Origin of the sequence: Pseudomonas sp. OV546 (genome assembly GCF_900116845.1) — a bacterium.
GTDB classification, from domain to species: domain Bacteria; phylum Pseudomonadota; class Gammaproteobacteria; order Pseudomonadales; family Pseudomonadaceae; genus Aquipseudomonas; species Aquipseudomonas petroselini.
This window is the reverse complement of sequence record NZ_FPCE01000005.1, coordinates 1-24,912: the sequence shown is the minus strand read 5'-3', so window position 1 is coordinate 24,912 and position 24,912 is coordinate 1. Positions and strand designations below refer to the sequence as shown.

General features: G+C 57.3%; 24 protein-coding genes and 1 pseudogene. 8 read left to right on the top strand and 17 right to left on the bottom strand.

What is annotated here, in order from left to right:
- Positions 1 to 63: 63 nt before the first annotated feature.
- Entirely contained in the window at positions 64 to 1,191 is a 1,128-nt protein-coding gene (locus BM403_RS12790; RefSeq protein ID WP_046036456.1) for a glycerophosphodiester phosphodiesterase family protein, read from the bottom strand.
- Between the two features lie 232 nt (positions 1,192 to 1,423).
- Here BM403_RS12790 and BM403_RS12785 point away from each other — a divergent pair, with 232 nt between their 5' ends.
- Positions 1,424 to 1,747, top strand: coding sequence for a DUF2025 family protein (locus BM403_RS12785; RefSeq protein ID WP_015885502.1), 324 nt, complete (start codon positions 1,424 to 1,426; stop codon positions 1,745 to 1,747).
- Between the two features lie 20 nt (positions 1,748 to 1,767).
- On the opposite strand, the gene BM403_RS12780 is transcribed toward BM403_RS12785, so the two are convergent.
- Complete coding sequence (locus tag BM403_RS12780; protein WP_015885501.1) at positions 1,768 to 2,088, bottom strand: antibiotic biosynthesis monooxygenase family protein; 321 nt, start codon at positions 2,086 to 2,088, stop codon at positions 1,768 to 1,770.
- Complete coding sequence (locus tag BM403_RS12775; protein WP_175538069.1) at positions 2,085 to 2,786, bottom strand: CTP synthase C-terminal region-related (seleno)protein; 702 nt, start codon at positions 2,784 to 2,786, stop codon at positions 2,085 to 2,087. The genes BM403_RS12780 and BM403_RS12775 overlap by 4 nt, the downstream gene beginning before the upstream one ends.
- A gap of 80 nt (positions 2,787 to 2,866) precedes the next feature.
- Here BM403_RS12775 and BM403_RS12770 point away from each other — a divergent pair, with 80 nt between their 5' ends.
- Positions 2,867 to 3,745: a LysR family transcriptional regulator gene (locus tag BM403_RS12770; protein WP_015885499.1), complete on the top strand. Its 879-nt coding sequence runs from the start codon at positions 2,867 to 2,869 to the stop codon at positions 3,743 to 3,745.
- Here BM403_RS12770 and BM403_RS12765 read toward each other — a convergent pair.
- The 4 genes from BM403_RS12765 to BM403_RS12750 form a co-directional block, all read right to left on the bottom strand.
- Positions 3,742 to 4,260, bottom strand: coding sequence for a DUF1003 domain-containing protein (locus BM403_RS12765; protein WP_093543128.1), 519 nt, complete (start codon positions 4,258 to 4,260; stop codon positions 3,742 to 3,744). The genes BM403_RS12770 and BM403_RS12765 overlap by 4 nt on opposite strands.
- A gap of 76 nt (positions 4,261 to 4,336) precedes the next feature.
- Positions 4,337 to 5,656, bottom strand: coding sequence for a methyl-accepting chemotaxis protein (locus BM403_RS12760; protein ID WP_093543125.1), 1,320 nt, complete (start codon positions 5,654 to 5,656; stop codon positions 4,337 to 4,339).
- A 263-nt stretch (positions 5,657 to 5,919) separates the two neighbouring features.
- Complete coding sequence (locus tag BM403_RS12755) at positions 5,920 to 6,978, bottom strand: diguanylate cyclase (protein WP_093543123.1); 1,059 nt, start codon at positions 6,976 to 6,978, stop codon at positions 5,920 to 5,922.
- Between the two features lie 191 nt (positions 6,979 to 7,169).
- Positions 7,170 to 7,796 (bottom strand): TetR/AcrR family transcriptional regulator, encoded by a 627-nt coding sequence (locus BM403_RS12750; protein WP_015885495.1) that lies wholly within the window; start codon positions 7,794 to 7,796, stop codon positions 7,170 to 7,172.
- A gap of 122 nt (positions 7,797 to 7,918) precedes the next feature.
- Here BM403_RS12750 and BM403_RS12745 point away from each other — a divergent pair, with 122 nt between their 5' ends.
- The 3 genes from BM403_RS12745 (at position 7,919) to BM403_RS12735 (ending at position 11,492) form a co-directional block, all read left to right on the top strand.
- The gene (locus BM403_RS12745; protein WP_093543120.1) at positions 7,919 to 8,968 is read left to right on the top strand and encodes an MBL fold metallo-hydrolase; all 1,050 of its coding nucleotides are present in this window, start codon (positions 7,919 to 7,921) and stop codon (positions 8,966 to 8,968) included.
- A 125-nt stretch (positions 8,969 to 9,093) separates the two neighbouring features.
- On the top strand, positions 9,094 to 9,891 hold the full coding sequence (locus BM403_RS12740; protein WP_256577162.1) for a hypothetical protein: 798 nt from the start codon (positions 9,094 to 9,096) through the stop codon (positions 9,889 to 9,891).
- 98 nt (positions 9,892 to 9,989) lie between these two features.
- The gene (locus BM403_RS12735; RefSeq protein WP_093543115.1) at positions 9,990 to 11,492 is read left to right on the top strand and encodes an amidase family protein; all 1,503 of its coding nucleotides are present in this window, start codon (positions 9,990 to 9,992) and stop codon (positions 11,490 to 11,492) included.
- Here the strand turns inward: BM403_RS12735 and BM403_RS12730 are convergent.
- The 7 genes from BM403_RS12730 to argH all read right to left on the bottom strand — a co-directional run bounded on the left by BM403_RS12730 (position 11,476) and on the right by argH (position 18,314).
- Positions 11,476 to 11,841 (bottom strand): helix-turn-helix transcriptional regulator, encoded by a 366-nt coding sequence (locus BM403_RS12730; protein WP_093543112.1) that lies wholly within the window; start codon positions 11,839 to 11,841, stop codon positions 11,476 to 11,478. The genes BM403_RS12735 and BM403_RS12730 overlap by 17 nt on opposite strands.
- 93 nt (positions 11,842 to 11,934) lie before the next feature.
- Entirely contained in the window at positions 11,935 to 12,882 is a 948-nt protein-coding gene (locus tag BM403_RS12725; RefSeq protein WP_093543109.1) for a hypothetical protein, read from the bottom strand.
- Between the two features lie 54 nt (positions 12,883 to 12,936).
- Entirely contained in the window at positions 12,937 to 14,106 is a 1,170-nt protein-coding gene (locus tag BM403_RS12720; RefSeq protein ID WP_093543106.1) for an MFS transporter, read from the bottom strand.
- A gap of 147 nt (positions 14,107 to 14,253) precedes the next feature.
- Positions 14,254 to 15,075 carry an ABC transporter substrate-binding protein gene (locus BM403_RS12715; protein ID WP_046036446.1) on the bottom strand — a complete coding sequence of 274 codons (822 nt, stop codon included), beginning with the start codon at positions 15,073 to 15,075 and terminating at the stop codon, positions 14,254 to 14,256.
- A 25-nt stretch (positions 15,076 to 15,100) separates the two neighbouring features.
- On the bottom strand, positions 15,101 to 15,865 hold the full coding sequence (locus BM403_RS12710) for an amino acid ABC transporter ATP-binding protein (RefSeq protein ID WP_046036444.1): 765 nt from the start codon (positions 15,863 to 15,865) through the stop codon (positions 15,101 to 15,103).
- Between the two features lie 24 nt (positions 15,866 to 15,889).
- A complete protein-coding gene (locus tag BM403_RS12705) occupies positions 15,890 to 16,768 on the bottom strand; it encodes an amino acid ABC transporter permease (protein ID WP_093543103.1) in 879 nt (292 codons plus the stop codon).
- 118 nt (positions 16,769 to 16,886) lie between these two features.
- Positions 16,887 to 18,314 (bottom strand): argininosuccinate lyase, encoded by a 1,428-nt coding sequence (gene argH, locus BM403_RS12700; protein WP_046036443.1) that lies wholly within the window; start codon positions 18,312 to 18,314, stop codon positions 16,887 to 16,889.
- Positions 18,315 to 18,507: 193 nt separating this feature from the next.
- Here argH and BM403_RS12695 point away from each other — a divergent pair, with 193 nt between their 5' ends.
- A complete protein-coding gene (locus tag BM403_RS12695) occupies positions 18,508 to 19,467 on the top strand; it encodes a LysR family transcriptional regulator (RefSeq protein WP_093543101.1) in 960 nt (319 codons plus the stop codon).
- Between the two features lie 144 nt (positions 19,468 to 19,611).
- On the opposite strand, the gene BM403_RS12690 is transcribed toward BM403_RS12695, so the two are convergent.
- The gene (locus BM403_RS12690; RefSeq protein ID WP_093543098.1) at positions 19,612 to 20,256 is read right to left on the bottom strand and encodes an HAD-IB family hydrolase; all 645 of its coding nucleotides are present in this window, start codon (positions 20,254 to 20,256) and stop codon (positions 19,612 to 19,614) included.
- Positions 20,257 to 20,531: 275 nt separating this feature from the next.
- Positions 20,532 to 21,056 carry a BRO-N domain-containing protein gene (locus BM403_RS12685; RefSeq protein WP_093543096.1) on the bottom strand — a complete coding sequence of 175 codons (525 nt, stop codon included), beginning with the start codon at positions 21,054 to 21,056 and terminating at the stop codon, positions 20,532 to 20,534.
- A 456-nt stretch (positions 21,057 to 21,512) separates the two neighbouring features.
- Between BM403_RS12685 and BM403_RS12680 the strand changes: the two genes are divergently transcribed.
- Together BM403_RS12680 and BM403_RS12675 are read left to right on the top strand one after the other, a co-directional pair.
- Positions 21,513 to 22,364, top strand: coding sequence for a DNA adenine methylase (locus BM403_RS12680; RefSeq protein ID WP_218189863.1), 852 nt, complete (start codon positions 21,513 to 21,515; stop codon positions 22,362 to 22,364).
- Complete coding sequence (locus tag BM403_RS12675) at positions 22,361 to 24,658, top strand: DGQHR domain-containing protein (RefSeq protein WP_093543093.1); 2,298 nt, start codon at positions 22,361 to 22,363, stop codon at positions 24,656 to 24,658. Before BM403_RS12680 ends, BM403_RS12675 begins: the two co-directional genes overlap by 4 nt.
- 77 nt (positions 24,659 to 24,735) lie before the next feature.
- On the opposite strand, the pseudogene BM403_RS12670 reads toward BM403_RS12675, so the two are convergent.
- Positions 24,736 to 24,912: pseudogene (locus BM403_RS12670) on the bottom strand (ribonucleotide-diphosphate reductase subunit beta); the annotation flags it as partial.

Below are 24,912 nucleotides of genomic sequence, written 5' to 3'. Positions count from 1 at the left end.
CGGATGAAACAGTTAGCGACTGGCCTCTATGCGTCCCAGCGCCCCGAGGATCAGGCCGTTGACTCAGTACTTATAGTCGTTCAACAGATCCTGCACGCTGGACGACGGCCAGCGCTTGTAGAACTTCAGCAGTTCGGCGGCGCGGTTGGTGAAGATGCCGTCGACGCCGGCTTTCATCACCTTGTCGAAGTCCACCGGCTCATCGACGGTATACACGTGCACCAGCAGGCCTTTGTCGTGGGTCAGCTTGTTCATTTCGGGTTTCACCAGGTCGGTGTAGCTCTGGTCGCCATGGGCGGTCAGCTCAGCCGAAGGGCCGGTGCCGATGGCGCCGAGGCTCTTGGCTTCGTCGACCCATTTTTCGAACTCGGCAGCATCCTTCGGCTCTTGCTTGGCGTAATACGCGGCCTTGGTGGTTTCGCCGGACTCCGCGAAGGTCTGCTTGTTTTTCGGCTCGATGCTGCCTTCACCCACCCACAACAGCAGGATTTTCGGGGTGTTGGGCATTTCGTTCTGCAGCGCTTTGAGGCTTGCCACTTCAAAAGTTTGCAGCACCACGCGGCCCTTGCCCTGGCCGACGCCGGTGTTGCTCTTGCCCAGCTTGGAACCGGCCGAACTCAGCCAGCCTTTGTCCAGCAGCTTGTTCTTCAGGTCGGCTTCGATGCCTGGGAATTGCTTGGGTTCTTTGGTCTCGATGTACAGGCCCGGTTTGTGTTGCGGGTTGCCTTCGGCGATCTTGATGATGTCGTCCAGGCTCTGGATTTTCAGGCCGACGAAACCTGGGCGCGCACGGTCCGGGTAGGCGGCGTTGAACCAGCTGCCGGCGTCGAGGGTTTGCAATTCTTTCCACGTGAATTCGTTGGCCGGGGCGTCCTTGCGGTCGGGGAACTTGGTGGCCACGTCGGTGGTGCGCTGCAGGTTGTTGTCGTGCAGGGCGAACAGCACGCCGTCCTTGCTGCGCTGCAGGTCCATTTCCAGGTAATCGGCACCCAGGTCGCGGGCGACCTTGTAGGCGGCGGCGGTGGACTCGGGGGCGTCATAGGAGGCGCCACGGTGGGCGATCACGGCAGGGTAGGGGATGCCTTCGTTAGTCGCCAATTCAGCCGGGCTGATCGGGTCTTGCGCATGTGCCTGGCCGAGGCCGAGCATCAGGGCGAGCAGCAGGGCGCTCTTGGTAAACGTGACAGGCATATGCGAAGTCCTTTCGTGGAGGTAGCTTTGAGAAGGCCTCCTTTTTAACAAGTGATTGCGAAAGGCGCTATCACCAAACCGACATTAACGTGCGCACGGCCAAAGTTTTTCGGGTTTTTAGGGGATGCATTGCAGTACTCTTGCGCCAAGCTGCCCCGTCAGAGGGCAGTACTTTCGCCACGCGTGTAAACCATCTTTCCAGTCCCTGTGGGACTTTTCAGTGAGGTTTACCATGCGCATCACCTCCGAGCTTATCTGCCAGGCCGCCGACCAACTCCACGGGTTTGTTGGCCTCAACCGCAAGACGGGCCAGTACATCGTACGTTTCAGCGAAGACGCCTTCGGCATGGACGTGGCCGATGACGGCATCATCCCCACCGCCGAATTCGTCTGGCTGCCGGCCCCGGAGCAGACCATGACCCTGTCCCGCGAACGCATCCAGTTGCTGCTGGACCAGAACATCGACGACCGCATCAACATCACCGAGCCGCTGCGGGTGTATATGCGCCGGGTCGAAATCCCGCAGATCACTGCGTTACGCAGCCTGGTCAGTTAGGCCCACGAGGGGCCTGTCTTTCAATTCTGGAAGGCGTAGGCCCGCTCGACTTTGCATACCCGGGTCTGAAAGGCCGAATACCACGTGGCGCGCCCCTGTTCGCGCACCGCCTGGTGCTCGGCCTGCTGCTTCCAGGCCAGGATCGCCGCCTCACTCTCCCAGTACGATACGGTGATCCCCAGGCCGTCTTCCCGCGCCGATTCCACGCCGAGAAACCCCGGTTGTTCGCGCGCCAGTTCGAGCATGCGGCCGGCCGCCTGGCCGTAACCTTGGTCGCCCTCGGTGCGCAGTGAGCTGAAAATCACCGCGTAATAGGGCGGGTTGGGCGTACGGGCGATCATGCCGACACCGCCTGGCAGGCGTTGAGCAGGGCAATCGCCAAGGGCGGGGTGACGCCTTTCAGCGCGCTGCGTTCGGGCTGGAACAACGTGGCCACGAAGAACGGATGATCGAGCAGTTCCACCGCGCGCAGGTCGCCAGCCGAATCATGGCCGCTGGGGATCAGGTCGCCTTCGAGCAGGGCATCGACGAACTCAGGGTTCACGCCGTAGCGGCAGCGATAACCTTCCAGCAGATCAAGGGTGCCGTAGGCGTCGGCGATGCGAGTGTAGGGCACCAGACGCACGTTGTCGGTGGCTTCCACCAGGGTACAGCTCAACGGCGCGATCACCGCGCGCTTGGCCTGTGGGGCGAGTTCGCCGTGCTCGGCGTCCTTCCAACCGAGCACATTGCGCGCGTATTCCAGTACGGCATGTTGAAAACCGCCACAGGTGCCGAGGAACGGTCGCCGCTGTTCGCAGGCAAAACGGATCGCCCGCAGTGCGCCATCGGTGTCGCGGTAGGGGCTGCCGGGGACGCACCAGAAACCGTCGAAGTCGTGGAGGGTTTCTGGCATCGCCTCCGTGTCGAGCCATTGGGTATGGAGGGTCAGGCCCAGCGTGTCGGCCGCCTGTTGCAGCGCCAGGGGAATCGCCTGGTGAGCGACAACATCAGGGTTGTAATCGCCGATCAGGGCGAGGTGCAAGGGCGTGGCGTTCATGGTGTACATCCCGTGGCTTGTGGTGTCCTGGGGTGCACTATAGATTGGCGTTCACGCAATCAAAATTGGCGTTTGCCCACATGCTCAATGCAGCCACGCACTATTCCATTGACTACCCTGACCTGTCGCTGATCCTCGCCCTGGTGCGCGGCGGTACCTTGGCGCGGGCGGCGACATTATTGCGCGTGGATGTGTCCACGGTGTTCCGTGCAGTGCGGCGCCTGGAGGCGGCGTTGGGCCAGACGCTGTTTGAAAAAAGCCGCGCCGGTTACCTGCCCACGAGCCTGGCGAGCCACCTGGCGCAGCAGGCGGAATGTGCCGAACAAGCGCTGCAAGCGGCGCGCATCGGTGTGGAGCAGGGCGGTGAGGTGATCAGCGGCACGGTGCGCCTGACCTGTACCGACTCGGTGCTGCAAGGTTTGCTGTTGCCGGCCCTGGCGCAGTTCATGCCGCAGTACCCGGCGCTGACCTTGGAGCTGAGCACGTCGAATGATTTCGCCAACCTCAGCCGCCGCGATGCGGATATTGCCTTGCGCCTCACCCGCGCGCCGCCGGAGCATCTGGTTGGCCGCCGTTTGGGCGGCGTGGCCTATCGGGTGTGCGCCAGCCCAGGGTTGGCAAGCCAATACGCGGGCCGGGAGTGGGCGGACCTGCCTTGGATCGCCCCGGATGACTTCCTGCCCGATCACCCTACGGTGGCCTGGCGTCGCGAGCACCTGCCCGGCGTGCGCTTGAGTTATCGCTGCAACAGCATGCAGTCGGTCACCGAACTGGTACGGGCGGGGTTGGGCGTGGCGGCGTTGCCCGACTTTCTAGTCGACGACGGCCTGCAACCGCTGGGCCCCGCGTTGGCGGGGCACGATACGGCGCTGTGGTTGCTTACGCGCCCTGACTGCCGGGCGTTGCGCTCGGTGGTGACACTGTTTGATGAGCTGAGTGGGCATGTGCGCTTGCCTTAGGTTTTTCGCACAAAGTGCTCATGCATTTCGCACGTCAGGCTTTCGATATGTTCTGTCAGCTGTTTGGTCATTTCCGTTAGCCGGGTGTTTTGCTCAAGCAGTTCCAGCAACTGCTTGGTGGTCTGCGCGGCCTGTGCCTGGCGTTCGGTTTTGGCAACGGCCAGCGCTTCGCGGTGCTGCGCGTCGGCGTCGGACTGGGCTTTGTCGCGAGCGGCCTGGCGCGTCTGGGCCAGCAGGATCAAGGGCGCGGCATAGGCCGATTGCAGGCTGAAGGCCAGGTTGAGCAGGATGAACGGGTACACGTCGAAATGCGTGATGCCGGTGATGTTCAGTACCACCCACAGCACCACAATGGCGGTTTGCGCACCGAGGAACGTGGGCGTACCGAAGAAGCGTGCGAAGGCTTCGGCCTTGAGGGCAAAGGTGTCGTTACCGAAGGTCGGCGCCAAATGGGCGTGGCGGCGGTGGAAGCGCAGGTGGTCGACGGGGGCGGCTTCGGGCTTTTCTGAGGTCATGGCGGGCTCGGGTGCTCAACAAATAGACAGTTGTGCACTATAGACCGAGCCCCCGGCTGCCCGCATGAAGATCGGGTCAGTTGGCCCCACGTTCATTGGCAAACGCACTCACCGCCTGCACAGCCTCGCTCGTGCCTGCGCGGATCTGCAGGATCACCGTACCGGCGCGATCGGCCAGGTCGAGACCTTGCGCGGCGCGGTCGCGGGTGCCGTCCATGCTGTGGATGGCCTGGCGGGTTTCGTCCTGGATCATTGCGATCATGCTGGAAATTTCCGTCGTGGAGCCGCTGGTACGTGCTGCCAGTTGCCGGACTTCATCAGCCACTACGGCAAACCCGCGACCTTGTTCGCCTGCCCGCGCCGCTTCAATGGCGGCGTTGAGTGCCAGCAGGTTGGTCTGGTCGGCGATGCCTCGAATGGTGTTGACGATGGCGGTGATTTGCTGCGAACGCTCACCCAGCTTGGCGATCAGTTGCGAGGAGCCATCGATGTCCGCGGCAATGTCGCGCATGCCGCTGGCTGTTTGCTGGATCACCTCGGCACCTTTTTCGGCGATGTCCCGCGTGTTCAGGGAGATGTGGTACGCCTGGGCGGCGCTGGCGGCGTCGGCCGCATGTTGTTGCACCGTGGCGGTGATATCCGAGGCGAATTTCACCACTTTGCACAGGCGCCCACTGGCGTCGTACACCGGGTTGTAGTTGGCTTCAAGCCATACGGTCCGGCCGTTTTTATCGACCCGCTCGAACTGGCCGCTGAACAATTCGCCCTGGTTCAGGCGTCGCCAGAAGTCGCTGTAGGCCGAACTGCCGGCCAGTTCCGCAGTGCAGAACAGGCGGTGATGCTGGCCCTGGATCTGCGCCAAGGTGTAACCCATGCGCTGCAGAAAGTTTGCGTTGGCCGTGATGATGGTGCCGTCGAGGTTGAATTCGATCACCGCCATGGCACGCCCGATGGCCTCCAGTTTGGCATTGGCTTCACTTTCCGCCTGCAGGCGTGGGGTGACGTCCATCGCGTACTTCACCACTTTTATCACCTGGCCGGCGTCATTTCGCACCGGGTTGTAGCTGGCTTCCAGCCACACCGATTGGCCATTGCCGGCCACTCGTTCAAAGGTGCCGGACTGGAACTGGCCATTGCGCAGGTTCGACCACAACTGGTTGTACTCGGCACTGCGAGCGAACGCCGGGGTGCAGAATATGCGGTGGGACTGGCCCTCCACCTGCTCGGCGCGGTAGTTCATGGTCTGCAGGAAGTTGGCATTGGCGCGCAGGACATTGCCGTGCAGGTCGAATTCGATCACCGCCATGGCGCGCTCGATGGCATCCAGCAGGCTGGCCTGTTGGGCGACGGTGTGTTGCAGGGTGTTGATGGTTTGTTTATGGGTGTTGAATAACATGGTCGGGTGCTCGGGCAAGCGACTGCTGGAGTTTCCTTGGGTATGCGCCTGCCCCCGTAAGGCATACGCCATACGGTTGACTTGCTCATTGTCAGCTTCCTTGTGCCGACAGAACGGGGTGGAACAACGGGTTCAGAGTGATCAGCCTGACGGGAAGTTCGCCCCAGGGGCAGGACCTTTTTTGGGCAGGCGACCAATGGTGGCATTATGCTGCTGCCTGGGGTGCAGGACGCACTATTCAGACGAGCAGTTATCGGACAACGTCAAGCGGAATAGGCGACCTTGTCGTCACTTACGCTGACCCGGTTGCGCCCGGTGTCTTTGGCGGCATACAGCGCCCGGTCCGCGGCATTGAGCCACATGGCGGCATTGGTAAAGGACGGCTGGAACCCCGCCAGGCCGATGCTCAGGCTCACGCGCAGTTCCGGGATCTGTGGGTTGCGGTAATTGCTGAAGGTTTCACGCATGCGCTCCATGACCTGGGCGGCTTGTTCCAGCGGCATTTGTGGAAGAATCACACAGAATTCATCGCCTCCGTAACGCCCGGCCAGGTCGTTTTCCCGCAGGTTGCGCCGCAACTCCAGGCTTAGTTGCCGCAGTACCGCGTCGCCGACGATATGCCCGTGGGTGTCATTGATTCGCTTGAAGTGATCGATATCGATCAAGGCGATGGTGGCATGGCTTTGCTGTTGCTGGCACTTGTGGAACTTGAGGTGCAGCAGGTCTTTCCACGAACCGTGATTGAGCAGGCCGGTGAGGCTGTCGATACGGCTCAGGGCGCTGAGGGCTCGCTTGTGTTCCGACAGTTTGATCGCCAGTTGATAGCAGACCATGCCGATGGCCATGGGGTAGAGCGTGAGCATGGGCAGGCAGGCGTAAACCTCAACCAGGCTGACCGACGGGTTGAAGTGCAGGCCGAACACCACAGCGCCGATAGCGGCGCCGAGTACTTGGGCCAGTGCGCCGCGTATCAGCAGGCGCTTACCACCGGCAGCGACGTTGTTCATGGCGACCATCGACAGCAAGGTCACGGTGGTCAGCGGGGTAAATTGCAGCGTCGCCGCCCAGAACCCACTGAACAGTGCGTCATACAGCAGGTTGCGTTGCTCGGCGTCATAGGGGTATTTGGAGCGGGTTGCCCATTGATACGCCACGTGTGGCCAGACGAAAGCATTGACCAATAACAGCGCCCAGAGCCAACCCGGCATCGCGAGCGGGTACAGGGCCGCTATCACGCTGATACAGCACATGGCTGTGCCGATAATCCTTGGCCTGTAGATACGCCTGGCAAAGGAAAGTCCTTTGCCTTGTCTGTTTTCCATAAATTCCTGGGTCAGCTCTTTTTTGCAGATACGACGACACATGTTCGTGGGCTTCACCGCTGATCGGAGAATGCCCACGAATATTGTCAATTATTCGCGGGGGAATAATCAGTGTCCTTCCAGGCCATTTGCGCAAAACAGAGGGCGAATGCGTCAAAAACGACCTGGGACGTCGCTCGTACAACGGCTTTTTACGGCTGGCCCGGTGCTTTGACTTCGTAGCCGGCCAGGAACAGGTCGATGGCCGACTCGATTACGCTGGCTTGGCTGGCCGCATCCAGGGTCGGTTGCCCAAGGGTAATCTGTGGCCAGAAGGCAAACGCCTTGAGCAGGCTTTGGATCTGGTGGGCGGCAAAGGCCGGGTCACTGCAGTTGAGCCGGCCATCTTCCTGGGCGGCACGCACCCATTGGGTAAACCCTTCTTCGCGTTGGCTCAGGCGGGTGACCATGTCCTGCGCACGTTCCGGCGAATGGATGGTGGCAGCGATAGCGACCCTGGCGAGGTCGAGGAAATTCACGTCCGACATCATCTTCATCTTTGCTTCCAGCAACCCCCGCAATTGTTCGCGCAACGGGCGGTCGCTGGCGTAGCTGACGTCGAGCTGTGCAACACTGCTGGCCCAGAGTTTGTGGAGGATTTCGGCGAACAGTTCTTCCTTGCTGGGGAAGTGGTTGTACACCGTACGCTTGGAAACGCCGGCGGTGGCGGCGATCTTGTCCATGCTGGTGACCTCGAAACCGTTTGCGCGAAACTCGGCAATGGCCGCTGCCACGATGGCTTCGCGCTTGCGGTCGGTGAGGCGTTGAGGGGCAGTCATGGGTGGCGTTCGGCTCTTCAAGGAAATTACACTCGGCAGTTTACTTGCTCCGGATTTTGTTGCAATCTTGAAACTACACTGTGCAGTGTAACTTATAAGCGATCCGTAGGAGTCACCCGGTAATGGCCACGATCTCGTCCCGTGTCGATTCTTCGCCAGCAACGCCCAGGCACGATCAGGCGCATTTCAGCAACGAGCCTCCCGTGCAGCACGGAGGCTTTGGCAAGACCTTGCGTATTTTCTGGAACATGCTGTTCAACAAACCACGCAGTACACGGCCGGTGGGGCAGATCCCGGTGCAATCGCTGACCCGCGAGCAATTACTGGCCGCCCCGGATCACAGCGTGTTCCGCCTCGGGCATTCGACGGTTTTGCTGAAAATGCGCGGTAAATTCTGGGTCACCGACCCGGTATTCGCCGAGCGTGCCTCACCGTTCAGTTGGGCCGGCCCCAAGCGCTTCCACCAGCCGCCCATCAGTCTTGAAGCGCTGCCACCGTTGGAAGCGGTGATTCTTTCCCACAACCATTACGACCACCTTGACCGCAAGGCTGTCGTTCAATTGGCCGAGAAAACCCGCTGTTTTCTTGCGCCGTTGGGTGTCGGTGACCTGCTGGTGAAGTGGGGGGTGGAGGCCAGCAAAGTGCGCCAGTTGGATTGGTGGCAGGGCACTGAGGTGGACGGTATTCGGTTTGTCGCGACACCTGCGCAGCATTTTTCCGGGCGCGGGCTGTTTGATGCCAACCAGACCCTGTGGTGTTCCTGGGTGATGATCGACGGGGCGCGGCGGATCTTTTTCAGCGGCGATACCGGTTACTTCGACGGCTTTAAACGTATCGGTGAACAGTACGGCCCCTTTGACCTGACGCTGATGGAAACAGGTGCTTACAACGTCGATTGGCCCCATGTGCATATGCAACCTGAGCAAACCCTGCAAGCCCATATCGACCTCAAGGGGCGCTGGCTGCTGCCGATTCACAACGGTACCTTCGACCTGGCGTTCCATGCCTGGCACGAACCGTTTGACCGGATCATGGCGCTGGCCTGGGAGCGCAACGTGTCGATTACCACACCGCCGATGGGGCAGGCATTCAGCTTGAACCAGCCTGAGCGTGGGTATGCGTGGTGGCTGGAGGTGGAAACACAAGGTGCGCAAGAGCACTTGGCTGGCTGACGACTGGGCTGGCAGTCGGAAGACGCGTCGGAAAAAGGAGTTTTCCGGGTGTTTCCAAGCAGTTCCAGGCCTCGGATGAGGGTGCGATGATCCTTCGGAAAGTCATCTTCCGGAGGGCTGTCCACATGGACATCAAGTGTAGGAAAATTTGGCTGCTGGGCGTGCCTTGTCGACCGGGCTCACCTGCGCCGCCACCGTCATCTTCGCCGGCGGAGATAGCAGGTCTGGCGACAGTGCCACCCACTCCCTCCGTCGATACACCCGCCCCGAGCGGTATCGCTTTCGGGACGGCCCCCGGTGGCGACAAACGCCCCGCGGGCGGCATCCCGATTCCAGGGTATGACGCGCCTGCCCTGCCCGTGAAACCTGTGCGTGACCCATCGCTGTCGCTGATTGCCTTAAGCGGCATCGATCCTTCGGGGCCGGTGATGGTGGAGGTGCCTTTGGTGCAGAACAACACCACCTTCACGGCAGACCGGAGAACGACTGGGCTGTGCGTGGGGGTTGCAGAACGGTACGAGCACGGCAATGACCACGAACGTATTGAGCACCGTGCGCTCTTTACGCTGGCGCTGGAAACCCTTCGTCTGGCTGGGCTGACACTGGTGCCGGTGCCTGCACAGCGAGCGGATGACTCCCTGAGGTTCGATCTGCACACCCGCAATGAAATCGACACGCTAATGAGTCAATACCGCTTGGATGCGCTGGTGTCCGACAGTCAAAGCGCTGCGTTCCATGCGGCGTGCTGGACGGGTTACCCAAGGCTTGGCGAGCCGCTCGGGGACGGTTCAACGCTGTGGTTCTATGGCGCGCGATCTTCCAAGGATTTACTGCCGATTCTGGTGCGGGTGTACCGCAATGCTCGGCGCCTGACACCGGTACAGGCCGGGCTACTCGACGTGTTGACTAATCCCACGGTGTAAGCGACGTGCGTCGCAATGCTGGGAGGACGAGAGGTTTTTAGACTGGGGCATGGATCGATGTGGGTCCTTCGTCGTTTCTGACTCCCTGAAGAGGTCTTATGTTCTCTATTGCGTATGGTCTGGGCTCGATTGCCCAGCTGGCCCTGCAGTCCATTGCCGGCGACTACTTACCTGCGGCCTCCAAGCCAGTCGCCCCCGGTACCGAATACCTCAGTGTCAATGAGCTTGGCAGGCAAATGGCCCGGCCGGGTGGGCTCACCTCGGTCGATCTGGTCAGTTTCCTGCAGGTGCGGATTCGCAGGCTGGACCCTCAACTGAGGTCTGTTATCGAACTCAACCCTGAAGCGCTTGAGGCTGCGCGCGAGTTGGATCGCGAGCGAGCCAGCGGCAAAGTGCGCGGGCCACTGCATGGCATTCCCATTTTGCTCAAGGACACCCTCGAAACCACAGGCATGCAAACCAGTGCAGGTGCGTTTGGGCTTGTGGGGGCAAGTGCCGGCAAGAATGCCCCGTTGGTGGATTACCTCATCAAGCAGGGCGCGGTCATCCTGGGTAAAACCAACATGAGTGAAATGGCCGGGTTTCGTGGAGGCCCCGATGGCTGGAGCAGCCGGGGCGGGCAAACCCGTAACCCGCATCAGTCGGATGCCGACGTCGGGGGCTCCAGTTCCGGCTCTGCCGCCGCAGTCGCGGCAGGGTTGGCGCCCTTGGCGGTGGGGGCTGAAACCAATGGTTCGATCATTGTGCCGGCCGCCCGCAATGGTGTGGTGGGGCTCAAACCCAGCGTCGGCCTGCTGGACCGCAACGGGATTATTCCTGCGAGCCAGCGCCAGGACACGCCAGGCCCGATGGCTCGCTCGGTGATGGATGCTGCGTTGATGCTCAACGCCATGTCAGGCAGCGATCCCCAGGACCCGGCGAGCGTGGGCGCGCCTCAAGGCATTGATTACACAAAGCTATTGGTTCCAAGTGCGTTGAAGGGCAAGCGTATCGGTTACCCTGCGACGTTTTCCAAAGAGGGTGAAACCCTGCCCGTGGTGAACAGTGCGCAATTCAGTCGGACACTCGAGGTGCTTCGCGAGCAAGGCGCGGTACTGGTGCCGGTCAACATACGCCTGGCCGATGCTTCACGCTATGACGAGTTGTTGTTCTCGGACGCGAAAGAGGAACTCAATGCTTACTTGGCCAATCGCTCGGGACTACCGGTCAAATCACTGACCGAACTCATCAGGTTCAACGATGAACGTGATGGCGCCAACGAGGATCATCAACCACTACTCAAGGAAATCAGCGCCTCAACCCTGACGCCGGAGCAGCGCCAGCCACTGTGGGACGCGCTCATCCAAGATTTCCGCAACGCCATAGATGACCCGATCACCTCGGAGAACCTGGACGTCATGGTGTCGGATTTCGAGACAAACAGTTACTTCGGTGTCGCGGCAGCCGGCTACCCAGGGATCGCCGTACCTTCCGGGACGGATGAGGACGGTTTACCCACCAGTGCCTATTTTTTCGGCACTCGCTGGGCTGAACCTACCTTGTTGGCAGTGGCCCATGGGTATGAGCAGGCCGCCCAAGTGGCAATCAAACCTGGGTTTTGACCGGCCATCCCAGTACATCGCAAAGGGAGCGTCGGGCGCTGTTGTGGGCAGTGGGCTCGGTTGAAGGAAGGTCGAACCGACGCACACTCATTCCCCACCCCGGCGCAAAGCCCGGAAAAAACACCAGCCCCTCAGCCTCCAGCCTGAACGCCAATGCCAGGCGGGTTTCATCGCCCACGTCGCCCTGGCTTTCGAAGTGCTGAACCGCTTGCGGCGTCACGCCCGCCAACCGGGCCAGGTCTTCGGTGCTCCAGCCCAGCATCGCGCGGGCCTGCACGCTGTGCTTGGCGGTGAATTGATGCAGGACGATCTGCTGTTCTACAAAAGAGCTCATTGCCAGAGAGGACATGGTTTTCTCCAGGATTCGACGGGGGAGGGCAAACTATACTGTGTTTTTGTACAGTTGTTTTGACCGCTCATCAACTGGATGTTTAATCAGCCGTTACTCCACCCCCGGCGCCTCCCGGATAATCAGGTGATCCAGGTTCTCGATGTTCGCGCTGAACACCCCGAACGTCTGTTCGGGGTTTTTTGTGCTCGGTACGTGTTTCAACGCCGGCGTCACCCCGTAGAAGAAGCAATACAGCGCTCGCTCACTGTCCACCGCCGCCTTGATCTGCTCCAGGAAAGCCTTGCGCTTGCGGTAAGTGTCGATGAGTTTTTTGCTCAGGTAGACGTTGACCGAATAGGGCTTTTTGTCGAGCCACACCTTCTTCTCGAAGTCGATGCGAAAGCTGCTGGTGTAGTCCTTGATCGCCTTGATCTTGCCCCAGTAGATCAGGCCCTTGTTGTCTTGCAGGTATTCGATTTTCTTGAAAAACGTCCAGTAGGTCGCGGTGTGGTCGCCAATCTTCAGCGGCATCGCCTTGAGCTTGTCCTTGTCGTCGATATTCGACACATAGCATTCCACCGGGTGGGCGAAGACGCTGGTTTTGTCCGGGGTGGTGTCGTGGGTGCTGTGGGGCGAAGAGCTACGGTTTGAAGGCGCTTTCGCTGGCTCGCGTGGGGCACTTCCCTCAGCCCCGGCAAGCGGGGCCTTACGTTCGTATTGACGGCGCGTGAGTACAAATTCCGAGGGGAAGTTGTCTTCACGCTCGTCGTCACCTTCACCGGTCGCGGTCTTGTGGGTGCTGGCGTAACGGCAGCCGTCGATATGCTGGGTGCTGGTCTTGTTCTTGAAATGGGGCGTGCGCTGATAGTTAACGTTCTTCGCGTTGAAGGTGCTCAGCGTATTGCCCGTATCGAACGCCGCACGGCAGGCCTCGTTGGGGCAGAGGAAGCTGTCCTTGTCGGAATCGAAGTCGGCGGTTTCGTCGAAATTCAGGTCTCGTACGTCGTAGATCGACAGCTTGTCGTCGAGACTCAGGCTGTAGGCCGTGTCGAATTTCATGGGGCTCGGGTCCGTGAGAAGTTTCGCTATTAATAGCGGGATCCCGCGCAAATATCAGCAAGAAACTGCAACCCTTCGGCCGCTCAAGAAGCACAGCGTTCCACCGACCGCCGTCAGCGCCCCCAATGCATAGAACATGCTGGCTGGCGCCGCATTGATCAGCAAATACCCACACATCACCGGGCTCATTGCCCCGCCAAACGCGGCCAGGTTTTGCGCACCGTAATAACTGCCGCGCAGGGCATCGGGAGCAATGGTGTCGATAAACAGAAACTCCGAGGGGTAGATGATCATCTCGCCCAAGGTGAATACGAACATCGCCAGGCACCAGGTGACCAGGCTGTCGGCCAGGCTGAACCCGATCAGCCCGACAATGAACAGCAAGGTGCCGAGCACGATCCAGTAACGCAGTTGCTCACGCTTGAGAAACCGCCCGATCTGGTACTGCATCAAGATCACGGTGATGGCGTTGCAGGCCAGCACCGCAGACAGAATCTTCAATGCCTCGGCGGGCTTGTAGGCCACCAGCAAAAACTGCGACAGATACAGGGTGTAGCGCCCGTGGACAATGGTGCTCAGCAGGCTGCCGCTGGTGAATAGGATCAGCGTGCGGTCGCTGCGCAACGTGCGCAGGGTGCTGAGGAAACTCAAGGGTTTGTGGCTGTCATCCCGTTGGGTGGGTGGGATGCCGATCATCAGGAACACGCTGCCAAAGGCGATGGCGCTGGCGATCAGGAAGGGCGCCAGCGGCAGGTGCCCGGCGATCACCACGCCGACCATCGGGCCGGTCGCGTAGCCCACATTGGTCAGGGTGTAGCGCAGGGAAAACACCTTGGCACGGTCACCCACCGGCAGGTTCTCGCTGATGATGGCTTTGGAGCCGATCAGGAACAGCGCCGACGCCGCTTCGGTGATGACCAGGGTCAAGGTGGTGAGGTAGAGGTTGCTGGCAAAAGTCAGCAACAGAAAACCGATGGCGCTCGAGAGCATGGCCAGGATCAGCAGCTTGCGTTTTTCCAGGCGGTCGATGATGTAGCCGCCGTACAGGCCCAGCAGTGTCGCGATGAAGACGGCGATGCCCATCAGCAGGCCGATGTCCTGCTGGTTGAGGCCCAGGCGCGTGCTGAGCAGCAAGGCCAGCAGCGGGCTGGTCATGGCACGGCTGACCACGATGGTCACCGAGCAGACCAGCAGGCGGCGGATTACCAGGGAGTAGGTGGCCACGGTGGGGGCAAGTGTCCTTGTTATTTTCTAAAGACAACACACATCAAATGTGGGAGCTGGCATGCCTGCGATAGCGGTGGTTCAGGCAATGATTATGCAAGATGACGCCGCCATCGCAGGCAAGCCAGCTCCCACACTTGGATCGACTTACTGGCCGGAGTTGATGGTGATCTTCTCGACCGCGCCTTGCTCCAGCTCCCACTTCTTCAGGATCTTGCCGTAGGTCCCATCATCAATCATGCCCTGCAACGCTTCACTGATCGCCGTGACCAACTCGGTGTTGCTCTTCTCAATCCCCAGCCCGGTGAACTGCTTGGAAATTGCCAGGCCCACCGGCTTGTACTTGCCCTTGTCCAGCGCCATCAAATAAGGAATCGTCTCGCTGCCCTGCATCGCCGCATCCAGGCGGTTCTGCTGCAACTGCGCGCGAGCATCCGCCGAGCCTTCAGTGCCAATCACCACGATGGCCGGCTTACCCGCCGCTTCGCAGTTTTGCTTGCTCCACGCGGCAATTTCCGACGGCCAGGTGGTACGGCGGCTGGTGCCGACTTTTTTACCGCACAGGTCAGTCAATTCCTTGAGGTCTTCACGCTTGGCCAGGGTGTACAGCTGCGGGCCGCTGGTGAAGTAGTCGATGAAAGTCACCGCCTTTTGGCGCTCGGCGGTGTCGCTCATGCCCGACAGCACAATGTCCACACGCTTGGTGGTCAGGCCGCTGAGCATTTGCTCGAAGCCGGTTTCCTGCCACTTGATCTTCACACCCAGGCGCTCGGCCAGGGCGTTGCCCAAGTCGAAGTCGAAACCCGTGAGCTTATTGGTGGCGGGGTCCTTGAAATCCATCGGTGGATAGTTCGGCACGATGGCCGCGCTGATCTCACCCTTGTCCTTGATTGCCGCCGGCAAAGCCGCGAAAACAACAGTGGAGGCCATCAGGCCTGCGAGCAACGTGGGGATAAACAATTTTTTCATGGGGGCGTTCTCGTTAGTTTTCTAGTTAAGTGCGAACGGCAGAAATAAAGCTTTGGGTACGCGGGTTTTGTGGGCTTATTAGAATTTCTTCAGGGCTGCCGGCTTCCACAATCTGGCCGGCATCCATAAACACCATGCGGTTGGACACTTCGCGAGCGAAGCCCAATTCATGGGTGACCACGATCATGGTCATGCCGGTGGTGGCCAAATCGCGCATCACCGACAGCACTTCGCCGACCAGCTCCGGGTCGAGGGCTGATGTGGGCTCGTCGAACAACATCAACTTGGGGCGCATCGCCAACGCACGGGCAATTGCCACGCGCTGTTGCTGCCCGCCAGACAATTCCACCGGGTAAGCATTGCGTTTGTCCGCCAGGCCGACGCGAGCGAGCAACTCCAACGCATCCTCGATGGCTTCCTTGGGCGAGCGCTTGAGCACTTGGCACGGGCCTTCGATGATGTTCTGCAGCACGGTCATGTGCGGGAACAAATTAAAGCGCTGGAACACCATGCCGGTGGCCAGGCGCTGGCGGGCGATCTGCGCTTCATTCATCTCATGCAGCTTGTTGCCGATGACGCGGTAACCCACCAGTTCGCCGTCGACCCACAGGCCGCCCTTGTCGATTTTTTCCAGTTGGTTGACGCAACGCAGCAGGGTGCTTTTACCCGAGCCGGACGGGCCGATGATGCACATCACTTCGCCTTGCTCGACCTCGATATTGATGTCGCGCAGCGCGTGATACTGGTCGTAATACTTGTTCAGGTTGACGGCCTTGACGATGCTTCTCATGGGGCAAATCTCCTCAACCCAAACTTACGAACGCTTGCCGGCGCCGCGGGCAAAACGACGCTCGAGGCGGCTTTGACCAAATGAAAGAACAGTCACCACCGCCAGGTACCAGATGCCGGCCACAATCAGCAGCTCCATGACCCGGGCGTTGGCGTAGTAGATGTTTTGCGCGTTGTGCAGCAGCTCCGAGTACTGGATCACGCTGGCCAGGCTAGTCATTTTCACCATGCTGATGAACTCGTTGCCTACAGGCGGGATGATCACTCGCATCGCCTGCGGAAGAATGATCCTACGTAGCGCTTGCAGGCTCGGCATGCCGATGGACTTGGCGGCTTCGTACTGGCCGGTGTCGACCGACAGCAAGCCGGCGCGCACCACCTCGGCGGTGTAGGCACCCTGGTTGATGCTCAAGCCGAGCAGGGCGGCCACGAACGGTGTCATCAGGTCGACGGTGTCGATGCTGAACAGGCCGGGAACCGCGATCACCGGGAAAATCAGCGCCAAGTTGAACCACAGCAGCAACTGCAGAATCAACGGCGTGCCACGGAACAGCCAGGTGTAGGTAATGGCCACATACCGCAGGATCGGGTTGGCCGACATGCGCATGATCGCCGTGATCACCCCGATCACCACGCCCAGCGCCATCGCCAGGATCGACATGACGATGGTGTTCACCAGGCCCCAGAGGATGGCCTCAGACGTAAGGAACTGACCGATGTAGGACCATTCGATCTGGCCGTTGGCGAATGCGCGCAACAGCGCGGCCAATACGATCACGATCAACGTGGCAAAAAACATCCGCCCGTAATAGCGACGCGGCACGTGTTCGTACTGCGTGATATCGAACTGGTTCTCGGACAACTTGCGCTCTATTTCCAAGCGCTCGGCCGGGGTTTGGTTCATGGTGATTCTCCAAAAAAGCGATTACCGCTCTACTCGATCCAACAGTTAAAACCCGATCCAATGTGGGAGCTGGCTTGCCTGCGAAAGCGCCAGCCCAAACACTACAAATCTCCCAGGCTTACATCCGAAACCCCTGATAACTCTCAGCCCATCGCTGTTGCTCAGCCAACGCCACCTTCAACCGCCCAATCTGCTCCCTGACCCGCTCCGGCGCCGTCCCACCCCACCCACTGCGCGCCGCAATCGCCGCCTCCAGGGTCAAGCAGTCCCGCACCTCAGGCAGCAACCGAGCATCCACCTCCGCCAACATCGCCGGCGAGGCTTCCCACAACTCAATCTCATGCTTCTCACAGGCCTGCACCAGCGCGCCGGTAATCTCATGGGCTTCTTTAAACGGCACACCCCGGGTGGCCAACCAATCCGCCACCTCCGTCGCCAAGGTGAAGCCCATCGGCGCCTGGCGACGTAGCTCTTCCACCTGCACCTTCATGGTCGCAACCATCCCGGCCATCGCCGGCAGTACCAGCAGCAAGGTGTCCACGCTGTCCAACACACTGTGCTTGTCTTCACTCAAATCGCGGTTGTACGACAGCGGCAACGACTTGAGCGTCGACATCAACCCGGTCAGGTTGCCAATCAAACGCCCAGCCTTGCCCCGCGCCAATTCGGCAATGTCCGGGTTCTTCTTCTGCGGCATGATCGAGCTGCCGGTGGCGTAGGCATCGTCCAACACCACCCAGCGAAACTGGCGCGACGACCACAGGCAAAATTCCTCCGACAGCCGCGAAATATTCACCCCGAGCATGCCCGCCACAAACAGAAACTCCGCCACATGGTCACGGCTGGCGACGGCGTCAATCGAGTTTTCGCACGGCCCGGTGTAGCCCATTTCCTTGGCCGAATGCTCCGGCTGGCGCGCAATCGCCGAACCGGCCATGGCTGCCGCACCCAACGGTGACAGCGCTGTACGCGCATCCCAATCCACCAAACGCTGCACATCACGCAGCATCGACTGCGCATGAGCGAGCAAATGGTGGGCAAACACAATCGGCTGCGCCTGCTGCAAATGGGTAAAGCCGGGGCAGATGCTCTCGATATGCTGCTCAGCCTGCTCCACCAACGCCTGTTGCAGACCCAGCACCTCGGTAGTGATGGTGCGCGCATGGTCGCGTAGGAAAAGCCGCAGGTCATTGGCCGTCTGGTCGTTACGCGAACGCCCGGCGCGCAACTTGCCGCCCAAGGCGCCGAGGCGCTCGGTCAATACGCGTTCGATGAAGGTGTGCACGTCCTCGTCATCCAGGGTCGGATGCAGGCGGCCGGCAGCGAAGTCAGCGCCGATCCCCTCCAGGGTTTCGAGGGTACGCAAGGTCTCCGACTCATCCAGCAAACCGGCGCGCTGCAACTCACGGGCATGGGCACGGGAGCCGGCCAGGTCGTAGGGCGTCAGGCGAAAATAGCGCTCAGGGCAACGCGACAACGCGGCCAATGCAGCAGACGGACCGGTCTTGAAACGAGCGCCCCAAAGGCGGTCGGTGGGCTGGGACATGGGTATTCCTCACGCTTGTTTTTAGAAGAGTCGGAGGCAGTAAAAATAAGTTTTCAACTAGACTGAATCAGCGTCTGACGCGCCGTATTCAAGGTTGCCAAGGGCGGTTGTTTATGTTCATTATCGCCGCCTGGCTATGTTCAAGGACTGGGTTGAAGCCTGTTGAATATGGCACTTGAGGTCAACGCGTATTATGGAAACTCCACTTTCCACTTCTGGAAACCTACCGCCAAAACCCGGCACACGACCGCCCCTGCAACTGAGCGGGCTGGACTTCAAATTGCTGCGGGTATTTATGGCTGTGGTCGAAGCCGGCGGCTTCAGCGCCGCGCAAAACGAGCTGAACGTGGGCTTGGCAGCCATCAGCAAACAGATCTCCGACCTGGAAATCCGCATCGGCATGCGCCTGTGCACACGGGGGAGGGAAGGGTTCGGGCTGACCGAAGAAGGCAAGTTGGTGTATCAGGCGTCCATCGAGTTATTTACCTCGGTGGACAGTTTTCGCGACAAGCTTAGTTCGGCGCAAAACGAACTGATCGGCGACCTTAGTGTGGGGGTTATTGATAACACCGTGTCCGACGTTAATTCCCCACTAATTACCGCGTTGGGGAAATTACATAGCGAATCGCCAAAAATTAGATTGCGCCTACATGCCTCGCAATTGGACGAAGTTGAACGTGGCGTGGTGGAAGGGCGCTTGATCGTCGGCATCGTGCCGGTGTACCAACGCCGAGAGGAATTTGACTACTTCCCGCTGTACGAAGAAAAAGCCCACGCGTACTGTGCCGTAGGACACCCGCTCTTCACCGCGAACGACATTACGCCCGACGTGCTGCGCCAATATGAAGTGGTCAACCACCGGTATGCGATCCATCGCGACAAGGCCACCTTCGTCAATTACGACAGCCAGTCCGCCTCGGCCTCGCAAGTCGAAGCCGTCGCGATCCTGATCCTCACCGGCCGCTTCCTCGGCTTCCTGCCCGAACACTACGCCGCGCCATTGGTAAGGGAAGGGCGCCTGCGCGCACTGTGCCCGGAACAGGTTCACCTGAGCACCGCATTCAACCTGATCCTGCGCCATAACGCCCCGCGCAGCCCGATGGTAAAAGCCTTTGCGACGGCGTTGGGCGTAGAACTCAAGGCCTCTGTTTGATCAACCTGTGGTGAGCGGGCTTGCCCCGCGCTGGGCTGCGCAGCAGTCCCAATAAAAACGCCGCATGCTGTCAGACAGAATGCGGCGTTTGGTTTTAGGGCCGCTACGCGCCCCAGCGCGGGGCAAGCCCGCTCACCACAATGATCAGCGCAGCACTTTCGCCCGCTTCTTCTTCGCATGAAAATGCCGAAAATGCGCATCCTGCGCCGCCGCCAACAACTCCCGATCCCCACGCGTATCGCCCCAGGCCCGCAGCCGATACTCGCCCAAATCCCCGTACACCGCCTCAAGCCGCAGCACCTTGTTCTCACACCGGCAGTTATTCCCGGTGAGCTTACCGGTCAGCACCCCATCCACCACCTCAAGCTCAGTCCCGATCAACTTGATCCCCAGCCGATTCGCAAACGGCTGCAACACCAACGCCGGCGACGCCGAACACAGTGTGACCTCCGCACCGGAGCCCAACTCCTGCTCCACCGAAAGCACCCCCGCCGGCCGCATCAACCGCGCCCAATTGCGCTGGCAATACTCCTCGGCCTTCTGCTGCACCCACGTCTTCTGCACCCCAGTCATAAAGGTGCGGATCAACTGCGCCTTCAACTCATCCCGGCTGATCTGCTGCAACAAAAAGCGCAGACCTGGCACCGCCAGCTTGACCATCCGGCCATAAAACTCACCGGTGCCAAAGGCGAACTTGAGGAACGGCACGAAACTGTCGTGGTGGGTGAGGGTGCCGTCGAAGTCAAAGACGGAGAGTACTTTGGCGTCAGCGGGGCCAGCTTCGAGCATGTCTGGGTTCACGGGTGGTCCTTGATCGTTTGGAGCGGGTTCTCATAACTGTGTGACTGGTGCCCACTGCATGGGTTCAGGCTGATAACGGTTATGCAATTCAGATCAGCCAGATTTAGTGATGTTGTGCTTTTGCTGGCAATGATCAGGGGAGTTTACCCGGTCGGGCATAGGAATGAACGTAGGAAGGCGTCCTGCATTGTTACAGCGCGGGCTGGGAAAGGAATGTAGGTGCTCCGTCTGAGCATCAGCCCGGACGGACTACCTTTGGGATTTCAGAGTGTTGAATGGCCGGATGGCTGGAAACGCTCCGCCATTTTTTGAAACCAAGTCTTACTCGGTGGCGCTCGTCGGCGAGTCCTGTTGAGCAACAGATACGGCATATCTCGTAATCGAATCCAACCTTCATCCTGCCAATGTAGAAGACTCAACGACATCTCCGGCCAGTCCAGCAAGCTCAACATTGGACGGTCTGTAGATCGTGGTTGATGCTTATCACGCAAAGTCGCCACCACTTGATGAGTCAGCCATTCACGCAACAAGCGATGCCCTGGTGAGTAGTGATACACCAGCAATGCATAGACGCCGGACTCGCTGAGCATCAGCATGTTTTCAGGCTGACCGTGATAACAGATTTCCAGCGTCTGCCGCTGATCCTCGTCGAGCTTGCTCACCATTCGCTCTGCGAGATACAGCCCCATCAGGCGACCAAGATCGCGAGCACAGAACCATGGCTGGTTCTCTAGAAGCAGGGCATGCAGCTGCAGGTTTTGGCGGGTAAAGACTGTAGGTTCATGCATGACACACCTCCGAGCCGGAGCGTGTTTGAGAAATGGTGCGGGTGCTGCGAATGACCTTCGCAGGGGATGCAAAGTATCCAGGCATTTCCGTTACCTCTGGTTGCTTTCTTAGGGCAGGCGTTATGGGTGTCGGGAGCTAAGAAACCCACCAGAGACGGGCCGGACATATTCCCCTTTCGGGTCTTGTATTCGCCCACTCCCGACATAACGGGGATTTTTTCACAGACGTAGAGAAACCGCTGGCGAAAAAAAGCCGCATGGCTGTCGGGTGCGGAGGACCGCTCTGGTTTGGAGTTTCTTAGGCTCAAATCGAAGCCTATGAGCTTCCTTACGGATGGTCAAGCTGAATAAATGGTGTCAATATGCCATTTTTAATGTTGCTGTTGTCTATGCTCGATCTCATTCTGAGTGTTTCAAAGGATTGAAAAATAGACATATATAAAGCAGGGAGCGCTATTGATAAATTTAGACGACATATCGAGGAAGGGAGCAGGGTTAATTAGCCCAGTGGCCCCTTTAATTCGTTGGCCAGGAGGGAAGAGGGCTCTGGCTGCCGAGCTTCTAAAGAACTTTCCAACTGATTTCGATAAATACTACGAGCCTTTTTTCGGTGGTGGTGCCATTTATTTTGCAATGGCTCCTGAGAGAGCGTATTTATCCGATATAAATCCAGATTTGATTGGCTCATATATTGCTGTTCGAGATCAACTGGGCGATTTGATTGATGTTTTAGAAGGATATGAGAATACTGAGGAGTTTTATTATAAAGTCAGGGCAAGTAGACCCGTTGACCCTATAGAAAAGGCCGCTAGACTTTTATATTTAACCAGGCTTTCGTTTAATGGAATATATCGCGTTAATTTAAAAGGGGAGTTTAATGTTCCTTATGGAAAGAAAACTCATCTTGAAGTTTTTGACTCTGATAAGATTTTTAAAATAAGTGATGCTCTTCAGCGCGCTGTTTTAAAAAATGAGGACTTTCAAGTTGCTACCAACGGCGCGAATAAAGGCGATTTTGTTTACTTTGATCCGCCTTACACTGTCGCTCACGCGAATAACGGTTTTGTGAAGTATAATGAAAATATATTTTCGTGGGCGGATCAGGTTCGGCTGGCTGCGCACGCCAGAGATTTGGCTGAAAAAGGGTGTTTCGTAGCTATTAGTAATGCAGATCATGTTTCGGTTGATGCCTTGTATAAAGGGTTTAATAAGATCGTTATTAAAAGATTTTCTGTGATGGCGGCGTCGAGCGCTTTTAGGCGACAAATAACGGAATGTTTGTACTTTCTTGGAGGGGATTTTTCTTGATTGATAATATAGTTGCAGTTGATGAGCTGCGGACAATTGCCAGAGCAAGAGGGAGAGGATTCTCCCAAAAAAGTATCCCTCTAAAGGAGATTGGCACTGCTATAGAAGAGGGTTGGCTTATACAGAAAAAAGGGAAGGCGTCAGTTCAACTTCGTAAAGAAAAAGATCACGATGAGCTCTTTCACGATCGAGTCTGGACTTTGCTATATAAGATGGATATGAAGTACATGTCTGGTCTTGAGCAGCTTGAGGCAGGCGGTCTCGATGAAGACGATACTCCGGGGGCAATTTTCGCCATAGATCAAGAAATATCGGTATGTCTGAATGTCCTATCGTCGAAAGAGTACGTTGCAAAGACGGAGCTTCAAGTACTCATTCAGGCACTAATGTTGAATCGTGAACGGTTTATAAAAACTATAAGTAAGCGTTGGCCAGTTGAGCAAAAACGAAATACAGTTTTAGTTTTGTTTACAAATAATATTTTATTGAGTGATGAAGATCGGGAAAAAGCTAAGCTTTCAAATGTTTCATTGTTTGATGAGCAAGATCTTGACTATTATGAAAAGCTTGTTGCCCACATAGGTCTTGCAGCTAAATATCAATTTTTTGCAGATATGTTGCCCGGGAAGTCAATACCTGGTCTGACCATAAAGGTGCCAGCTGTAAAAACTCGGATGGGGAAGCAGGTGTGTTATACATTTCCTATATCTCCAGAGTATTTGCTAAAGATATCATATGTTTCTCATCGTTCTAAAGGCAAGGCGTCTGATGTACACACTTATCAGAGGATGCTCGCTAAGGGACGATTGAATAAGATTAGAGAATATATCTCAGATCAGGGCATATTTCCAACTAATATAGTTGTAAATATTGATAAGAAATATACTAGTTTTGAAAAGATTAAGCAGGAGACGATAAAAGAGGAAAGTGACGCGAGCGGAGTTTTAGGTTGGCTAAGTCTTCGGCCCGCTTATAAGTCTGCATGGATAATTGATGGTCAACATCGGCTTTACGCTTATTCGGGGCATGAATATGCGCGAACGGGACACTTATCCGTGTTGGCTTTCGAAGGTATTTCGCCAAGCTCTCAAGCAAAATTGTTCGTTGATATTAATGCAAAACAAAAAAGTGTAAAGCCATCGCTTTTGCAGGAGCTTTTTGCAGAGTTACATTGGGATGCGGAGTCTCCAAGTGTCAGAGTGCAGGCGATAATTTCTAAGTCTGTTCAAACATTGGATGCCGATAAGGACTCTCCATTTTTGAATAGGGTGCAGGCTGCTGATTCTACAAAAGATGTTCGGCGTTGTATATCTTTGGCTAGCCTCTATCGAGCTATTGATAAGCAGAGTTTTTTTATCTATAAAGAAGAAAGGAACACAGTTATAGAAGGTGGTCCTTTCTGGGCTGGGTCTAATGAAAAGACTTTGGCACGTACAGTGTCGATTATTAAGTTATGGTTTAACGAAATTCGACAAAGTGCGAGCGATTGGTGGGATCTTGGTTCGGCAGAAGGCGGTGGCCTGTCTATGAATGACAGTGTAACGGCGTGTTTGATGATTTTGAAAAGTGTTATTTTGCACATTGAGCTTACAGAGAAGAAGCTTTGCCGATTAGAAGTTGGTCAGATTTCTGCTCTATTGAGGCCTTACGCACAGGTTCTGGGTAGCTACCTGGCATCACTTACACTGGAGGAAAGAAAGCGCTATCGAGATTTGAGGGGCGCGCAGGGGCAGTCTGCAAGAAGTCGTCGTGGGCAGCAGGCTTTAAAATTGATATATCCAGATTTCAATCCTGCCGGGCTTGAAGAGTATTTGAATCGCGAAAAAGAACAGACAAATATTCAGGCTAAGGTCGTAATTGATAGAATTGAAATTATGATTAAAGAGCTTGTTATTCAGGAACTTCGTCAGGAGTTTGGTGATGACTGGTGGAATGGCGGAGTGCCTCGATCTGTTCGAACCCCAATAAGCGGCAGGCGAGAGAATGATGATAATAAGAGAGGGTCGTTAGAGGCTTATTTTGATTTAACAGACTACCGTGCTATAGCTCAGAATAATTGGGGTATTTTTCAGCCGCTTTTAGGTTATGGTCGAAAGAATGAAAGTAAGGATAAGCAGACCAAGTGGCTGGTTGATGTGAATGAGATGCGCAACTCCGTAGCCCATGCTTCATCAGGTGTGTCTTTGTCTGTTGAGAAGTTAAGCGCTCTTAGGCAGTACGAGAGTTGGCTGAAGACCAAGATAAGAAGTGATGGGAGTGAAGAATATGAGGAGTATTCTGAGCTAGAAGAGTGATACTTAATGATTTATATAAAAAGCCCCGAGCCTTTTGCTCGGGGCTTTGTTTTCGGAAATAATGTAATCTGCTTATCTTAGTCCCAGCTCAACGCCCCACCCGTCTGATACTCAATAACCCGAGTCTCAAAGAAATTCTTCTCTTTCTTCAAGTCCATAATCTCGCTCATCCACGGGAACGGGTTGGTGGTGCCTGGATACTCTTCCTTCAAGCCAATCTGCGACAAGCGACGGTTAGCGATGAACTTCAAGTA

Coding starts and splice junctions, on each gene's coding strand:
- BM403_RS12790 (WP_046036456.1), bottom strand. CDS start 1,191: ATGCCTGTCACGTTTACCAAGAGCGCCCTGCTGCTCGCCCTGATGCTC.
- BM403_RS12785 (WP_015885502.1), top strand. CDS start 1,424: ATGCGCATCACCTCCGAGCTTATCTGCCAGGCCGCCGACCAACTCCAC.
- BM403_RS12780 (WP_015885501.1), bottom strand. CDS start 2,088: ATGATCGCCCGTACGCCCAACCCGCCCTATTACGCGGTGATTTTCAGC.
- BM403_RS12775 (WP_175538069.1), bottom strand. CDS start 2,786: ATGAACGCCACGCCCTTGCACCTCGCCCTGATCGGCGATTACAACCCT.
- BM403_RS12770 (WP_015885499.1), top strand. CDS start 2,867: ATGCTCAATGCAGCCACGCACTATTCCATTGACTACCCTGACCTGTCG.
- BM403_RS12765 (WP_093543128.1), bottom strand. CDS start 4,260: ATGACCTCAGAAAAGCCCGAAGCCGCCCCCGTCGACCACCTGCGCTTC.
- BM403_RS12760 (WP_093543125.1), bottom strand. CDS start 5,656: ATGTTATTCAACACCCATAAACAAACCATCAACACCCTGCAACACACC.
- BM403_RS12755 (WP_093543123.1), bottom strand. CDS start 6,978: ATGGAAAACAGACAAGGCAAAGGACTTTCCTTTGCCAGGCGTATCTAC.
- BM403_RS12750 (WP_015885495.1), bottom strand. CDS start 7,796: ATGACTGCCCCTCAACGCCTCACCGACCGCAAGCGCGAAGCCATCGTG.
- BM403_RS12745 (WP_093543120.1), top strand. CDS start 7,919: ATGGCCACGATCTCGTCCCGTGTCGATTCTTCGCCAGCAACGCCCAGG.
- BM403_RS12740 (WP_256577162.1), top strand. CDS start 9,094: ATGGACATCAAGTGTAGGAAAATTTGGCTGCTGGGCGTGCCTTGTCGA.
- BM403_RS12735 (WP_093543115.1), top strand. CDS start 9,990: ATGTTCTCTATTGCGTATGGTCTGGGCTCGATTGCCCAGCTGGCCCTG.
- BM403_RS12730 (WP_093543112.1), bottom strand. CDS start 11,841: ATGTCCTCTCTGGCAATGAGCTCTTTTGTAGAACAGCAGATCGTCCTG.
- BM403_RS12725 (WP_093543109.1), bottom strand. CDS start 12,882: ATGAAATTCGACACGGCCTACAGCCTGAGTCTCGACGACAAGCTGTCG.
- BM403_RS12715 (WP_046036446.1), bottom strand. CDS start 15,075: ATGAAAAAATTGTTTATCCCCACGTTGCTCGCAGGCCTGATGGCCTCC.
- BM403_RS12710 (WP_046036444.1), bottom strand. CDS start 15,865: ATGAGAAGCATCGTCAAGGCCGTCAACCTGAACAAGTATTACGACCAG.
- BM403_RS12705 (WP_093543103.1), bottom strand. CDS start 16,768: ATGAACCAAACCCCGGCCGAGCGCTTGGAAATAGAGCGCAAGTTGTCC.
- argH (WP_046036443.1), bottom strand. CDS start 18,314: ATGTCCCAGCCCACCGACCGCCTTTGGGGCGCTCGTTTCAAGACCGGT.
- BM403_RS12695 (WP_093543101.1), top strand. CDS start 18,508: ATGGAAACTCCACTTTCCACTTCTGGAAACCTACCGCCAAAACCCGGC.
- BM403_RS12690 (WP_093543098.1), bottom strand. CDS start 20,256: ATGCTCGAAGCTGGCCCCGCTGACGCCAAAGTACTCTCCGTCTTTGAC.
- BM403_RS12685 (WP_093543096.1), bottom strand. CDS start 21,056: ATGCATGAACCTACAGTCTTTACCCGCCAAAACCTGCAGCTGCATGCC.